The organism is Providencia rustigianii (genome assembly GCF_900637755.1).
Taxonomy (GTDB): Bacteria; Pseudomonadota; Gammaproteobacteria; order Enterobacterales; family Enterobacteriaceae; genus Providencia; species Providencia rustigianii.
The window spans coordinates 3,171,027-3,186,537 of sequence record NZ_LR134396.1 but is presented as its reverse complement, the minus strand read 5'-3'; the positions used below and the strand labels follow the sequence as shown (position 1 = coordinate 3,186,537).

The following is a 15,511-nucleotide window of genomic DNA, read 5'->3' as shown; positions in this document are numbered from 1 at the left end:
ATTCGAATGTAAAAAAAATGCATTTGGGGTCGATTTTTGTCGCTGACTTCTCTATAATCTTGCGACCCCACGTTACAGCGTTATTTTTTATTTCCCAAAAAATAACGCATTAATGCCGGCTAGGCTGCTCGAAGGGGTAGGTTTGCTGGACAATGAGTCGCGTGAACCTCTAGTAACTTTACGAACATGAGTGTTCACTCAACGTGTAACTTCAATATTGGGTAAGTTTTAATGAAAACTTTTACAGCTAAACCAGAGACCGTAAAACGTGACTGGTATGTTGTTGATGCAGATGGCAAAACTTTAGGCCGTCTTGCAACTGAAATTGCTAGCCGTCTGCGCGGTAAGCATAAAGCGGAATATACTCCGCACGTGGACACTGGTGATTACATCATCGTTCTGAATGCAGAAAAAATTGCTGTTACCGGCAAAAAACGCGAAGACAAAATCTACTATCGCCACACTGGCCATGTAGGTGGAATCAAGCAAGCAACTTTCGAAGAGATGATTGCTCGTAGTCCTGAGCGTGTGCTTGAAATCGCGGTTAAAGGCATGTTGCCAAAAGGACCTCTGGGTCGTGCAATGTACCGTAAACTGAAAGTTTACGCAGGTAATGAGCACAACCACGCGGCTCAACAACCGCAAGTTCTTGACATTTAATCGGGATTATAGCAATGGCTGAAAATCAATACTACGGCACTGGTCGCCGCAAAAGCTCATCTGCTCGTGTCTTTATTAAGCCGGGTAGCGGTAACATCACAATCAATCAACGTACACTGGAACAATACTTTGGTCGCGAAACTGCGCGCATGGTTGTTCGTCAGCCGTTAGAACTGATTGAAATGTTGGAAAAATTTGACCTATACATCACTGTTAAAGGTGGTGGTATCTCTGGTCAGGCAGGCGCAATCCGTCACGGTATTACTCGTGCACTGATGGCTTATGACGAGACTCTTCGTTCTGATCTGCGTAAAGCTGGTTTTGTTACCCGTGATGCGCGTTCTGTTGAACGTAAGAAAGTGGGTCTGCGTAAAGCACGTCGTCGTCCACAATTCTCCAAACGTTAATTTATTGCCCTCTGGGCATGAAGTTAATGAAAAAACCCGTCTTTATGGCGGGTTTTTTATTATCTATAGAAAATGGAATATTGAGTTACGAGTGAGTTTAATTAAAAATAAAAGACAAAGATGATTAATTCCACTACAGTTATGCATAGTCTTTTAATGCCATTCACATTTATTATTAATATTTAACACACAAACATTAGAGTTAACTTTAGGGTTTTTATTCTTTAGTTTATGCCTTAATTAAGTGTTTAATTCTGATTTTTGATTGCCATCCCTCGAAAAAACAAAATTAACCGATGATTTTCTCTAGGTTAGCCCCCTAAACTGTACAAAATCTGTTAGAATATGTCCCAGTTTTTTTATTCAATTATTTCTCGCTTTTATTTCGCGGGATGGTTGTGCTGGCTTTCAATCTGGGTAGTGAAGGTTAAGCGCAGGGGATTTTAAAAAATAAAAATGATGAAGCCGGTCTTTAGCTTGTGCGAGTCATTTTTATAATTTGGAGGTTTTAATGGCTGTTGCTCCTAATAAACGTTCGGTAATGACATTGTTTTCAGGTCCAACTGATATTTTTAGCCATCAAGTACGTATTGTTTTGGCTGAAAAAGGCGTGAGTGTTGAAGTTGAACATGTCGAGCCTGGTCATATACCTCAAGACCTTATTGATTTAAACCCGTATGAAAGTGTACCAACACTGGTTGATCGTGACTTAACACTCTATGACCCACTGATTATCATGGAATATCTCGATGAGCGTTTCCCGCATCCACCATTAATGCCAGTATATCCAGTAGCTCGTGGTACTAGTCGTCAAATGATGTACCGTATTCAGAGAGACTGGTATTCACTGATGAATAAAATAGAGAAAGGTAGTGCCCAGGAAGCTGAAAACGCGCGTCGCCAATTAGCTGAAGAGCTGATTGCAGTCTCTCCTACATTTGGACACATGCAATTCTTCATGAGTGATGAGTTTAGCTTAGTCGATTGCTACTTAGCGCCGCTATTATGGCGTTTACCTGTATTGGGTATTGAATTAAAGCCATCTAGCAGCAAGCATTTACAGCTGTACATGCAGCGTGTATTTGAGCGTGATGCATTCTTAGCATCTTTAACTGAATTAGAGCGCGAAATGCGTAAGTTAATTAAATAGAGGCTAAGTCGTATGATGGAAATGACACCAATGACACCACGTCGACCTTATCTACTGCGAGCTCACTATGAGTGGTTGCTGGATAACGATATGACTCCACATTTGGTGGTTGATGTCACACTTCCCGCAGTCAATGTCCCGATGGAATTTGCCCGAGATGGGCAAATTGTATTAAATGTAGCGCCTCGTGCCGTGGGTAATTTTGAAATTACCAACGAAGAGGTTCGCTTCAATGCTCGATTTGGTGGAATACCTCGTCAGGTATACGTTCCAATGGCTGCAATTATGGCTGTATATGCTCGTGAAAATGGTGCTGGTATGATGTTTGAACCTGAAGCAGCTTATGATGAGCATTTTTCAGAAGAAAATGACATAACAGACGAAGCATTGGCAGACAATATTATCTTGGTTCATGACGAGTCAGCTCAAACTGACGAATCATCTACACCAGACGATGAGCCGCCAAGACCACCGAAAGGGCGCCCGACTCTGCGAGTTGTTAAATAGATAAAAAAAGAGGGATTTATTCCTCTTTTTTTTTATCAAAAATAAATTAAATACCTAAATACAGTAATATACCTTCAGCTGCACCTCGACCATCGGCAATGGCAGTTACAACTAAATCAGAGCCATGAACGACATCCCCACCAGCAAAAACCTTATGATGTGAAGTCTGATATGGAAATTCGCTATGGCGTTGAGCCTTGATTCGTCCTTGAGGATCACGCTGAATCTCACATGACAGAAGCCATGGCATAGGATCAGATTCAAAGCCAAACGCAATAATGATGATATCTGCGGGGAGTTCAACAGTATTTTTTTCATTAACACTGGGTTGAGTGTTCGTGGTGTTAATTCCTACAACATGATGATTTTTATTAACTTTAATACTCACTGGTTGCAAGTTAAAATAAAAATCTACGCCTTCCTCTTCGGCATGCAAAACTTCCCGTTTTGCTGCGGGCATGTCTGTTTTTTTTCGGCGATAGAGGCAGCTAACGTGTTGAGCTCCTTGTCGAATAGCGGTTCGTACACAATCCATCGCCGTATCTCCGCCACCTAATACCACAACACGCTGATGTGCCACATTGATGTAAGGAAAATCGGTATTTTCAGGGTAGTGCATTAAATGCCGAGTATTGGCGACTAAATAGGGGAGTGCGTTATAGACTCCTATCGCCTTTAGGTTAGTAAGTTGCTCCTCGATAGGCTGATAGGTTCCCGTTGCAATAAAAACCGCGTCAAAGTCATTCAGTAAGCTTTCAAAGGGAATATCATGTCCAATTTGGCAATTTAATTTAAATTTGATCCCCATCTCTTCAAAAATCCGTCGACGATGTTGCATGATAGTTTTTTCAAGTTTAAACGCGGGAATACCAAAAGTGAGTAAGCCTCCAATTTCCGGGTGGCGATCAAACACGGTGACTTGTACGCCATTGCGCGCAAGCACATCCGCACAACCCAAACCTGCCGGACCCGCTCCAATAATGGCGACGCGGTTATTCGTCGCTGTGACATGGGAAATATCAGGACGCCAGCCCAGCTCAAAAGCTTTATCGGTAATCTCACGTTCAAGATGCCCAATAGTGACTGAACCAAAGGTTTCATTCAGCACGCATACCGCTTCACATAATTTTTCTTGAGGACATACTCGGCCACAGACTTCGGGCAGGCTATTGGTATGATGGCACAGCTCCGCAGCTTCAAGTATTTTGCCTTCCGCCGCTAATTTTAGCCAGTTGGGAATGTGATTATGTAGCGGACATTTCCACTCACAGTAAGGGCTTCCACAAGACAAACAACGCTGAGCTTGGCCTTGCACTTCGATACCACTGATTGGTTGGTAAATTTCGATAAACTCGATTTTACGGATATTGAGAGCTTTGGTTTGTGGTTCAACACGTTGTGAACCGTCATGGGATGCAGACATGTTGATCCTTACTCAGCAATTTGTTTCATGGGTTATGACGTGAATTAAAGTTTACTTTGATAAAGTTGATTTAAATAGTGATTATCATAATAAAGTCGCCAATTGAGCCGATGATAATCTATCGATGATGAGGTGATTTAATGAGCAGGATCGACATTTCGTATGAATCTACATTCGAAACATCCTTGTTTGATATATGATTCATAGAGAATTTAACTAAGGGGTGGTTATGAAAGTACTTCGCGGTCTAGCACAATATTATGTCGACCTGATGATGAAACTGGGGTTAGTACGTTTCTCTTTGCTACTAGCATCAGCGTTGATTGTGCTTGCGATGATAATGCAAATGGCAGTGGCAATTTTCTTACGTGGACACGTGGATAGCCTCGATATGGTAGGCTCAATCCTATTTGGATTAATCATTACGCCATTGGCTGTTTATTTTCTCTCCGTGGTGGTCGAACAATTGGAAGAGTCACGTCAGCGCTTAACGCGTATGGTCGATAAACTTGAGGTTATGAGACATCGGGATGCGGAGCTAAATACCCAACTTCAAGGCAATATTGAGCAACTGAATCTAGAAATTATTGAACGAGAAAAAGCAGAAAGCGCCCACCTCGAATTATTAGAACAATTAAAACAAGAAATGAAATTTCGGGAACAAACCCAAATTGAGTTTGAACAGCAATCCGTGCTGTTACGCTCGTTTCTGGATGCCTCTCCTGACCTCGTTTATTACCGTAATGAAAATAACGAATTTTCGGGGTGTAACCGCGCCATGGAGTTACTCACAGGTAAAAGTGAGAAACAACTGGTGGGGCTAACACCATTAGATATTTATGATGCCGAAATAGCGGCAAAAGTAATGGAGACTGACGAAAAAGTCTTCAGACATAACGTTGCACTTACTTATGAACAGTGGTTGGTGTATCCCGACGGACGTAAGGCCTGTTTTGAATTACGTAAAGTACCATTTTATGATCGTGTTGGTAAACGACATGGGTTAATGGGCTTTGGTCGCGATATAACCGAGCGTAAACGTTATCAGGAGGCGTTAGAGAATGCGAGTAGGGATAAGACCACCTTTATTTCAACGATCAGCCACGAGCTTCGTACGCCGCTTAATGGCATTGTGGGACTTAGCCGCATACTTCTGGATACCAAACTTAGTAAGGAGCAAGCCAGCTACCTGAAAACTATCCATGTCAGCGCCATTACGTTGGGAAATATCTTTAATGACGTTATCGAGATGGATAAGATTGAACGTCGTAAAGTGCAGTTGGATAACCAACCCGTCGTTCTACCTGAATTTGTCAATGATCTCGAAAACTTGAGTGGACTACTTGTTCAGCCAAAGGGGCTGAAATTTGTTCTGGATGTCGCTCGAGGGCTACCAAAAACTATTTTGACGGATGGCACTCGCTTACGCCAAATTTTGTGGAATCTCATTGGTAATGCAGTGAAGTTTACTCAAAAAGGTGAAGTGAAGCTGAGTATATGGCGAGAAGCAGATAACAAACTATTTTTCCAAGTGAAAGACAGTGGTATTGGTATTCCACAGGATGAACTCGATAAAATTTTCGCGATGTATTACCAAGTTCGAGATTCTGCGGGTGGACGCCCTGCAACCGGAACGGGGATTGGGCTTTCTGTATCTCGTAGGCTAGCACAAAGTATGGGTGGAGATATTCAGGTTGAAAGCAAAATTGGTCAGGGTTCAACATTCACATTATCCATTACAGCCCCTGTTGTTGAAGATCAAATTGAGGAGCAACAAGAAAATGAAGATGATTATCCGCTCCCAGCTCTTCATATCTTACTAGTCGAAGATATCGAACTTAACGTGGTTGTGGCGTGTTCTGTGCTAGAGAACCTTGGCAATACGGTTGACGTCGCCATGACGGGTAAAGATGCATTGGAAATGTTCGCACCAGGTGAGTATGACCTTGTTCTACTAGATATCCAATTACCAGATATGACAGGCTTGGATATTTCTAGACAACTAAAACAGCAGTACGACAAGGAAGATTTACCACCATTAATTGCATTAACTGCCAATGTATTGAAAGACAAGAAAGAGTACTTTGATGCGGGAATGGATGGTGTTCTAAGCAAACCTTTATCCGTTCCAGCCTTGACTCAAGTTATTGAGCAATTCTGGGGCGACAATGCCTCCGCTAACCATGAACATACGGAGAATATCTCAATGTCTGAAGTTGATGAATCCATTCTAGATTGTGACATGCTTGAGCAATATATTGATTTAGTGGGACCAAAGCTGATTTACGACGGGTTGGCGGTATTCGAGAAGATGATCCCTGGTTATCTCGCTATTCTTGATACCAATATGGTGGCTAAAGATCAAAAAGGGATTGTTGAAGAAGCTCACAAAATCAAAGGGGCAGCGGGTTCCATTGGACTGAAAAATTTACAGAAACTTGCTCAGCAAATTCAATCACCGGAATTACCGGCTTGGTGGGATAATGTTCAAGAGTGGGTAGATGAGCTAAAACAGGATTGGAAGTCAGATATAGAAACTTTGAGAAACTGGGTTGATAACCGTACAAAAAAATAACCCCAACCGAAGTCGGGGTGCGCGAATACTGCGCCAACACCAGGGAAATCATTGATTCGCTTATGATTTTATTGTAGGCGAATCATTAAAATACGTTTGTCGTGACTCAGACATTACCACGATACCAAAATTTAGTGAACCTGTTACAAGATTCATTAAAATCTGTGATGAAGATTGATGTTTGTCTGTTTGGTGTCTGAGGAGTAATTTACTACAAAAGGCGGAAGATATGAAATCAATTGCGGTAATTTTAAGTGGCTGTGGTGTTTTTGATGGGAGTGAAGTTCATGAGACAGTATTAACTATGCTGGCTTTAAGTGAAAATAATGCTGAAGTCTATTTTTTTGCTCCAGATGAAGATCAAGCTACTGTAATTAATCACATTAATGGCAGTTTAAAAACAGAAAAACGCAATCAAATGGAAGAATCTGCACGCATTTCTCGTGGTAAAATAGCCCCTTTATCATCAGCTGATGCGAATAAGCTGGATGCCCTTATAATTCCAGGTGGTTTTGGTGTGGCAAAAAATCTATGTAATTTCGCAGTGAAAGGAAGTGACTGTGAAATTAATAAAGAACTATTAAGTTTAGTTCAGGCAATGTACCAGCAGAAAAAGCCACTAGGACTGATGTGCATTGCTCCTGTCATGCTACCAAAGATGCTTAATACATCAGTGAAACTAACAATTGGTGATGATGCTGAAACGATTGCTCAAATTGAAAAAATGGGCGGTCAGCATGTTGTCTGTTCTGTTGATGATATTGTTGTGGATGAAACTCACAAGGTTGTTACAACTCCTGCTTATATGCTGGCTCAATCTATTGCAGAGGCGAATAGTGGGATCAGTAAGCTCGTGAAGAAAGTACTGGAAATGGCGTAATTAACGGAATGCAAAAGATTGTTTTCCGATTAGGGCACTGGCTTAAGAGAATTATAATCTCATTGCTTTCTTTATGGTTATTTTCTGTCATCATTTTTAAGTTTGTGCCCGTTCCCTTTTCCGCAGTGATGGTCGAAAGACAGCTATCCGCTTGGCTTAACTTTAATTTTTCTTATGTTTCTCATTCGACATGGGTCAATGAAAAGCAGATTTCCCCCTATGTTTATCTTGCTGTTATTGCTTCAGAAGATCAAAATTTTCCCCATCATTGGGGATTTGATCTCGATGCGATTGAGCGTGCTTATAAGCATAATTTGGATGATAAACGACCTGTTAGAGGCGCCTCTACGATCTCTCAACAAACAGTAAAAAACTTATGGTTATGGGATGGCCGAAGCTGGTTAAGAAAAGGAATTGAGACGGCTATGACACCAATAATGGAAGTTATGTGGTCAAAAACAAGAATACTAACTATTTATCTCAATATTGCAGAGTTTGGTGAGGGGGTTTTTGGTGTTGAAGAAGCAGCAAATAAATTCTTTAATAAGCCTGCCATCAAGCTTTCTAGAGAAGAGTCTGCACTTTTGGCCGCTGTTCTTCCAAATCCACATCGATTCAGTGTAAAAAAGCCATCTTCCTATGTTTTAAAAAGGCAGGCGTGGATACTTAATCAGATGAACCTTTTAGGAGATAGGAATTATCTGAAAAATAACCAGATTGGTGAGGATTAAAAAAAAAGCCATGATTTTGAGTTCATGGCTTGGCTTTTTATAACAATTGATTATCGTTTATGATTAATTAAGATAAGTGAAAGCGGTCGTAACTCGACGGACACCATCGGTTTCGCTTGCAATTTTGGCGGCTGCATCACCTTCCTGTCGAGTCAGTACTCCTAATAAGAAAACTTCCCCATTCTCGGTAATTACTTTTACGCTACCTGATTTAACACCATCACTGGTTAATATCTTAGATTTCACTTTGGTTGTTAACCAAGTATCTTTTGATGCTGTACCTAAATCGACAGGTTCACCTTGACGAACTTCATTGTAGACCGCGGTCGTTCCATCCACTTTGCTGGCGATTTGTTTTGCTCGCTCAGCCCATGCCATATCTGGAGACTGACCGGTTAATAGAACCTGTCCTTTATACGCAGTTGCCACGATGCGAGCTTTGCTTGTGATATCTTTATCTTTATTCAGTTGACCACTGACACGCGCTTCTAGTGTACCATCATCAACTTGCTGACCCACCGAGCGAGGGTCTGAAACGCTCTTCGTTGCGACTGCAGCAGTACCGACTACCGCAGCACCAATACAGCCCTGTAGAAGAACCGAACTAAAAACCATGGCAAAAATTGGAAGTAATCGCATTTTGTCTCCTTACTCGTCCTGATGTGGGAACAGCGTGTTATCAATTAAATCACACAAACAATTGACGGTTAATAAATGAACTTCTTGAATTCTGACACTGTGCTGGGATGGGATACGAACCTCAACATCTTGTGGACCAAGAAGCCCTGCCAGTTCACCACCATCATAGCCAGTCAGAGCCACAATCGTCATATCACGGGTTACTGCGGCTTCAACTGCTTTAATGATATCAGCGCTATTACCATGAGTGGAGATAGCCATTAAAACATCACCATGCTGACCAAGTGCTCGGACTTGTTTGGCATAAATTTCAGTAGGTTGCTTGCTTCCGGATATCGCAGTCAACACTGTATTATCGGTATTTAGCGCCAATGCAGGTAAACTTGGGCGTTCTGTCTCAAAACGATGGATCATACTGGCAGCAAAACGCTGTGCTGTTGCAGCTGATGCACCATTACCACAACACAGAATTTTATTACCATTCAGCAATGACTGAACCATCATTACCGCTGCGCGAGAAATCGCATCGGGCAGTGCTTCTGCCGCAGCAATTTGAGTTTGAATACTTTCGGTAAAACAAACTTTTATTCTATCTAGCACTTACTTGTTTTCCTGTTCACTAAGATTAAACGCGTTTTGAACCCACTCAAACTGTTTGCCGGTGATTGCATAGATATCGAAGCGGCAGGGGGTTGTTTCAAAACTTTGTTGTCGCTGAGCAAGCCAATATTGGGCAGTTGCCAATATTTTTCTGCGTTTGTGCCAGTTTACTGATAAAAGTGCGTTTCCGTAATCACTATTCTTGCGAAAACGCACTTCGACAAAGACCAAAACCGTCCCATCACGCATAATCAGGTCGATTTCGCCCATTCGACAGCGAACATTACGGGCAATTAACGTCAACCCTTGTTGTTGCAAATAGGCGAGTGCTTGGTTTTCGTAATGCCTACCAGTTAACCATTTTAATGATTTTTTTATTGTTTGCATGACATCCTAGTCTGAAAAATAGGCAATCATCATGATTGCCTTGTAAATATTATTGCACGGGTTTTATTTGACCCTGCTGAAATTGTAACCAAGGCAATTCACGATAAACGACACAATTTTCATGAACCGTTAATGTGCCTGATGCCCCATGAATACGGAATTGAGCATTCTTTTGCAAATTATCGTAGTTATTTGCGAGTGACCACGCATCAATGCCCATGGCATAGAGGCGGAATAATGAATAGTCATTATTCACTTTACCTTGGGCTTGCTTCCGAAGATTACTGTTCGCCCCTGCTAATAATGGGACTTCACTAAACTTCACGCCTTCCATTTCAAAACGGTAATCCGCATTGGAGCTACCTTGGTTACTACGAGAACTTGCATATAAAGCAGGACGCTGACGTGAACTAATAGCCATGTCGATCATTGGCTTAACTAACGTTAGCTCATCACGGGTTGCCACGATATATACAGCGTCAACACCACCTTCAGTTTGTACCATTGGCTGGGCGTCAACGCTGATAGGCGTACCCGTCATACGGATCCCTTGCCCACGGTTTATAGATTCTTTTAGCGAACCTACTGAACCAAATGTTTGTACTAATGCCGTTCCACCGCCTTTTGCTTGCCATTCTTGTGCAAAAGCTTTGGCAATTCTATCGCCAAATGGATTTGCTGGAACTAACACCAACGGCATCTGTTTCCCATCAGCTCGCATTTGGTTAGCGGCATTTTTCGCTTCATCTTCAGGGGATAAAGAGAAATAACATAGATTTGGGCTAGGTTTTAACTGATTTGCATCTAATTCATTTAAAGCCAGAACACTGATTGGCGCATTCATTTGAGCTATTGTTTGAACTTCAGCTTTCAGCAGTGGGCCCACAATCAAGTTATAGCCTTCGGCAGTTGCTTGTTGGACTAACTGAGGGATCGCTTTACCTTGAGTATCAAATACTTTGACGCTTTGTGCATTAGTCGGTACAGCATCAATCATTAGGCTTGAAGCGACGACATCGCCATTAGCATTTTCATTCACTGTCGCCGCAACTTCTTGATAAATTTGGTCTAAAACATCATTGCCAGTACTTTGGGGAGCTGTTGGCTCAGTGACTGAAGGGGCTGATGACTGAGGCAACCCTTTTTGCGCATCGGTAAAGCCTTGCAGGATAGCTTGACCAAACACTTGCCCTTGACCACTCATTGGTAAGAATAGTGCAATACGTGGAGCATCGCCTACTTTTGCGACAGTACCTTGAACTAATGCAGTTGGGAGATTTTTTGCCCCTGGATTATGTGGATAACGGGTTTTCCAATCGGCAATGCCCACTCGTAGGGCTTCTGGATCATCTTTATTATTTTGATAGATATCGAGAAGGTCGACCCAGCCTAATAAAATATTTTCATCTGCTGCGATCCCTTGAATCTGTTCTGGCTGCATCTGTGTTAACATTTGCCACAGAGAATCAATATTAGCTTGATGTTGTGCAGGGTCGGTAAGCAGAGGTTCTTGGCTTATATAAGCGCGTAGCACTTCCATTGAGGGCTTACCTTGAGCCGCGTCGATGATAGACTGATAATGACTGGCATCAGAAACACTTTGCTGCTGTGTGGTTGTCGAGGTTGTCGATTGTTCGAGTTGGCACCCCGTTAATGCGAGAGTGGACAACATCGCAGTGCAGAGTAACTTTTTTTTCAAATGCAAAAAAATTGAAGGACGCATACTGTATCCAATGGTGTATTTTTCAATTGCTTAATTTTAAACCGGCTATTCGGATGAAACAATGAACCAACCTAATCAAGCAGTGGTTATGGCATCCACGCTATACATCGTGCCAACCCCAATTGGTAATATGGGAGATATCACGCAACGCGCGTTGGATGTGCTTAAACATGTTGACCTAATTGCTGCGGAAGACACAAGGCATTCGGGAATTCTATTACAGAATTTTGCCATTAATGCACGTATGTTTGCGCTACATGATCATAATGAGCAGCAAAAGGCAGATCTGTTAATTAGCAAACTTCAACAAGGGGATAGTATCGCATTAGTCTCTGATGCAGGTACACCTTTAATTAACGATCCTGGTTATCATTTAGTCAATCGCTGCCGTGAAGCGGGCATTCGAGTTGTCCCATTACCGGGTGCATGCGCTGCGATAACAGCATTATCAGCCGCGGGATTACCATCCGATCGTTTCTGCTATGAAGGTTTTCTTCCAGCGAAAACTAAAGGTCGTAAAGATGTACTGAAGTCCCTTGAGCAAGAAACACGAACATTAATTATTTATGAATCGACTCACCGTTTGTTAGACAGTTTAGCGGATATGGTTGAAGTTTGGGGGCCTGACCGCCGAGTGGTTCTCGCGCGTGAATTGACAAAAACCTGGGAGTCCATTGAAGGTCGTCCGGTTGGCGAACTACTTGAGTGGGTTAAAGAAGATGAAAATCGCCATCGTGGAGAAATGGTTCTGATTGTTGAAGGTTATAAGCCTCAAGATGAAGAATCCGCTATCACGCCGGATGTGATGCGCACGTTGAATTTATTACAAAAAGAATTACCGCCGAAAAAAGCCGCGGCAATTACTGCTGAAATCTACGGCTTGAAAAAAAATCAGCTATATAAATTGATGCTGGATCAGCAAGACAGCGAGTGATTTTCGTCCAAGTACTAGCTTTGTGGTAAATAGACTGCCTTTGAGCCTGTACAAGCTACCGTAAAGTGCCTATAATTCGCCGCGGAGTTGGCTAGACAACCGCTGCTTTATCGTAGTCCCTTCGGGAGACGGGTAGAGGGGAGGAAAGTCCGGGCTCCATAGGGCAGGGTGCCAGATAACGTCTGGGAGGCGCGAGCCTACGACAAGTGCAACAGAGAGCAAACCGCCGATGGCCTGTTTACAGGATCAGGTAAGGGTGAAAGGGTGCGGTAAGAGCGCACCGCGCGACTGGCAACAGTTCGTGGCATGGTAAACTCCACCCGGAGCAAGACCAAATAGGGGTTCATATGGTGCGGCCCGCATTGAACTCGGGTAGGTTGCTGGAGCCAGTGCGCAAGTGCTGGCCTAGATGAATGGTTGTCCACGACAGAACCCGGCTTATCGGCCAACTCCCATTTTTTCGTCATATTTCAAGTTGTGACTGCGTTGGCTTCACTCGTCAACCCTAGTCACATACTTGTGTATGCTCCTAGGGATTTCCTCATTTTGCCGCCTTGGCACATCTCGAACTATCTAGAAAAATTTTTTTCGTCATATTTAGTGGTGCAACTGCGTTGACTACACTTGGCTACTCTGGTCACATACTTGTGTATGCTCCCCGAGATATCCTCATTTTGCCGCCTTGGCACATCTCGAACTATCTAGAAAAATTTTTTTCGTCATATTTCAAGTTGTGACTGCGTTGGCTTCACTCGTCAACCCTAGTCACATACTTGTGTATGCTCCTAGGGATTTCCTCATTTTGCCGCCTTGGCACACCTCGAACTATCTAGAAAAAATCTTAAATTGTTTAGAAAAAAATCTAATTAATTGATAATACTACACTTAATTGTTTTTTTATTTCTCGCCATTCGGTTACATCAAGTCATAAATATCAATAGAGAACTCGTTCATAATCATTTTGGTAATCACTTGATTTGTTGAATTTTTCTTGTAAAAAATCCAAAAAGGCGCTGACTTTCTTTGGTAAAAACTCTTTGTCTGGATACACCGCATAAATGTGATGGAGTGGCAGGTGATAATCAGGGAGCAATGGAATTAAACGCCCAGCGAGAATGTCTGGTGCAACAATGAATTGTGGCAGTTGGCAGACCCCTAACCCTTGTAACGCAGCCTGATGTAAAGATAGGCTATTATTGGCACGAAAGTTCCCTTTTGGAGTAAATCTCACTTTCTCACCAAGATGAGTAAAACTCCATGTCTGCCCAGCCTGAAAGTAACTGTACAATAAGCAATTATGTTCCGCTAATTCTTGAAGATTTTTTGGTATTCCGCGTTCTTCTAGCCAAGCAGGAGAGGCGCACAACACACTTCGACATGGTGACAGTGTTCGAGATATCAACGATGAATCCTGCAATTCACCTATTCGTATCGCTATATCAAAACCCTCACCGATAAGATCGACCAGCTTATCGTCAAAAATAATTTCAGTGCGTAATTGTGGCCACCGCTTTAAAAATTCAGGTAATAGCTTATTAAGGTGCAACGTACCAAAAATCATCGGTGCGCTGATCTTCAATATACCGTCTACCGTATCTGCATAACGGGCAATAGCCTCTCTTCCATCATTGATGGTTTCATGTGCTTTTTTGAGCCAAGAATAATAGATTTCGCCAGCTTCAGTTAGTTGTAGGTGGCGAGTTGAACGTGTTATTAGACGTATCCCGGTTTGCGTTTCAAACGCCATTAGCTTCTTACTGACCGCGGATTTGGTCATATGTAGCGTATCAGCTGCCTTCGTTAAGCTACCTTGTTCTACAACAGTGATAAAAATCGGAATTAGCGAATAATCTATATCAATCATTTTATTGTCAACCAATAGGAAACAGACTTTTTCTTTTATATGCCTTTTTTGACTTCCTATCAATCTTTATACTTTTAAGATTATTAGCAAAGAAATAAAGAAAATGAGAAAAGAAATAACGCTGTCCATGATTGCCGTTTTATCCGGCGTATTGCTGACATTAATGATTATGAGCAATAGCTATTTATCCACGTTTACTTCTCCACTACATGCATCTTGGTTGACCCACGGGATCGGCAGTGTTATGGCTTTTTTGATTTGGATAATGGTGAGAAGAAAAACAGTTCGAACCCATAAATCAGATATCAAAATACCTGTTTGGTGTTACTTAGGCGGTATTCCCGGTGCTTTTACTGTCCTGCTTGCTGCCATTACCGTAAATAGCCCGCTTTCACTTTCAGGCTCGATAGTCCTAATGTTGACAGGGCAAATTGTGACGGGGCTGTTGATTGACCATGCTGGGCTATTGGGATTAACCAAACGAAGAATTACCCCGCGTGATGGTTTAACGGTGTTGTTACTGCTTTTGGGGTCTGCATTAATTGTGATGGGGAGATAACCATGCTGCTTTTTTTTGTCATGATTGCATTGAGCAATGGGATTTTTATTATATTAAGCCGAAGTGTTAATGGCGCGCTTTCTCAAGTCACCAGTGCTTTTTATGCTTCATTGGTAAACCATGTTATTGGGTTTCTATTTCTAAGTATCATCATTTTGTTCACATCGCCTCTATTTCCGCTCAATTTAGCGAATATCCCATTAATTGCCTTTTGTGGCGGAATTATTGGCGCTTTTTTTGTGGTGATCAACAGTTATGTATTGCCACTACTTGGCGCAACACTCACGACGATTTTAGCCATTGGTGGCCAGGTTCTTTCTAGTGTAGTGATAGATATTATTCAGCACGGCCTACCAGAACATTTTTACCTTCAATCGTTAGGTGTTATTTTGATTCTTACCGCAATTGGAATTCGCCATATCAAACCCGCTACATCATAGCCCCCTGATGCAAATCAATATGCATTTTGAAT

16 protein-coding genes and 1 other RNA gene are annotated in these 15,511 nt (G+C 42.2%); 11 read left to right on the top strand and 6 right to left on the bottom strand.

All coding sequences use genetic code 11. The features are described from left to right. Positions 1-231 precede the first annotated feature (231 nt). The 4 genes from rplM (at position 232) to sspB (ending at position 2,724) form a co-directional block, all read left to right on the top strand. Positions 232-660 (top strand): 50S ribosomal protein L13, encoded by a 429-nt coding sequence (gene rplM, locus EL244_RS14625; protein ID WP_006814213.1) that lies wholly within the window; start codon positions 232-234, stop codon positions 658-660. A gap of 14 nt (positions 661-674) precedes the next feature. Then, complete coding sequence (gene rpsI / locus EL244_RS14620) at positions 675-1,067, top strand: 30S ribosomal protein S9 (protein ID WP_006814212.1); 393 nt, start codon at positions 675-677, stop codon at positions 1,065-1,067. 511 nt (positions 1,068-1,578) lie between these two features. Further along, positions 1,579-2,217: a stringent starvation protein SspA gene (gene sspA / locus EL244_RS14615; RefSeq protein WP_126461844.1), complete on the top strand. Its 639-nt coding sequence runs from the start codon at positions 1,579-1,581 to the stop codon at positions 2,215-2,217. A gap of 12 nt (positions 2,218-2,229) precedes the next feature. Next, positions 2,230-2,724 (top strand): ClpXP protease specificity-enhancing factor, encoded by a 495-nt coding sequence (gene sspB / locus EL244_RS14610; protein ID WP_126461841.1) that lies wholly within the window; start codon positions 2,230-2,232, stop codon positions 2,722-2,724. 46 nt (positions 2,725-2,770) lie between these two features. On the opposite strand, the gene EL244_RS14605 is transcribed toward sspB, so the two are convergent. Beyond that, entirely contained in the window at positions 2,771-4,147 is a 1,377-nt protein-coding gene (locus EL244_RS14605) for an FAD-dependent oxidoreductase (protein ID WP_126461838.1), read from the bottom strand. A 229-nt stretch (positions 4,148-4,376) separates the two neighbouring features. Here EL244_RS14605 and arcB point away from each other — a divergent pair, with 229 nt between their 5' ends. The 3 genes from arcB (at position 4,377) to mtgA (ending at position 8,333) form a co-directional block, all read left to right on the top strand. Next, positions 4,377-6,722 carry an aerobic respiration two-component sensor histidine kinase ArcB gene (arcB, locus tag EL244_RS14600; RefSeq protein ID WP_006814207.1) on the top strand — a complete coding sequence of 782 codons (2,346 nt, stop codon included), beginning with the start codon at positions 4,377-4,379 and terminating at the stop codon, positions 6,720-6,722. Positions 6,723-6,951: 229 nt separating this feature from the next. Further along, on the top strand, positions 6,952-7,602 hold the full coding sequence (elbB, locus tag EL244_RS14595) for an isoprenoid biosynthesis glyoxalase ElbB (protein WP_126461835.1): 651 nt from the start codon (positions 6,952-6,954) through the stop codon (positions 7,600-7,602). An 8-nt stretch (positions 7,603-7,610) separates the two neighbouring features. Further along, a complete protein-coding gene (gene mtgA / locus EL244_RS14590) occupies positions 7,611-8,333 on the top strand; it encodes a monofunctional biosynthetic peptidoglycan transglycosylase (RefSeq protein WP_126461832.1) in 723 nt (240 codons plus the stop codon). Between the two features lie 63 nt (positions 8,334-8,396). On the opposite strand, the gene dolP is transcribed toward mtgA, so the two are convergent. The 4 genes from dolP to EL244_RS14570 are packed head-to-tail and all read right to left on the bottom strand — an operon-like array spanning position 8,397 to position 11,682. Further along, complete coding sequence (dolP, locus tag EL244_RS14585; RefSeq protein ID WP_126461829.1) at positions 8,397-8,972, bottom strand: division/outer membrane stress-associated lipid-binding lipoprotein; 576 nt, start codon at positions 8,970-8,972, stop codon at positions 8,397-8,399. 9 nt (positions 8,973-8,981) lie between these two features. Next, positions 8,982-9,572 (bottom strand): DnaA initiator-associating protein DiaA, encoded by a 591-nt coding sequence (gene diaA / locus EL244_RS14580; protein ID WP_006814203.1) that lies wholly within the window; start codon positions 9,570-9,572, stop codon positions 8,982-8,984. After that, complete coding sequence (locus EL244_RS14575; RefSeq protein WP_006814202.1) at positions 9,573-9,959, bottom strand: YraN family protein; 387 nt, start codon at positions 9,957-9,959, stop codon at positions 9,573-9,575. It lies immediately after the preceding gene. Between the two features lie 49 nt (positions 9,960-10,008). After that, complete coding sequence (locus tag EL244_RS14570; protein ID WP_126461826.1) at positions 10,009-11,682, bottom strand: penicillin-binding protein activator; 1,674 nt, start codon at positions 11,680-11,682, stop codon at positions 10,009-10,011. Positions 11,683-11,743: 61 nt separating this feature from the next. Between EL244_RS14570 and rsmI the strand changes: the two genes are divergently transcribed. Next, complete coding sequence (gene rsmI / locus EL244_RS14565) at positions 11,744-12,616, top strand: 16S rRNA (cytidine(1402)-2'-O)-methyltransferase (RefSeq protein ID WP_006814200.1); 873 nt, start codon at positions 11,744-11,746, stop codon at positions 12,614-12,616. An 83-nt stretch (positions 12,617-12,699) separates the two neighbouring features. After that, positions 12,700-13,073, top strand: an RNA gene (gene rnpB / locus EL244_RS14560) — RNase P RNA component class A. Positions 13,074-13,550: 477 nt separating this feature from the next. On the opposite strand, the gene EL244_RS14555 is transcribed toward rnpB, so the two are convergent. Beyond that, a complete protein-coding gene (locus EL244_RS14555) occupies positions 13,551-14,480 on the bottom strand; it encodes a LysR family transcriptional regulator (protein WP_126461823.1) in 930 nt (309 codons plus the stop codon). Between the two features lie 103 nt (positions 14,481-14,583). Between EL244_RS14555 and EL244_RS14550 the strand changes: the two genes are divergently transcribed. Then, positions 14,584-15,039 (top strand): DMT family transporter, encoded by a 456-nt coding sequence (locus EL244_RS14550; protein WP_126461820.1) that lies wholly within the window; start codon positions 14,584-14,586, stop codon positions 15,037-15,039. A 2-nt stretch (positions 15,040-15,041) separates the two neighbouring features. Beyond that, complete coding sequence (locus tag EL244_RS14545) at positions 15,042-15,479, top strand: DMT family transporter (protein ID WP_126461818.1); 438 nt, start codon at positions 15,042-15,044, stop codon at positions 15,477-15,479. The last annotated feature ends 32 nt before the right edge of the window (positions 15,480-15,511 follow it).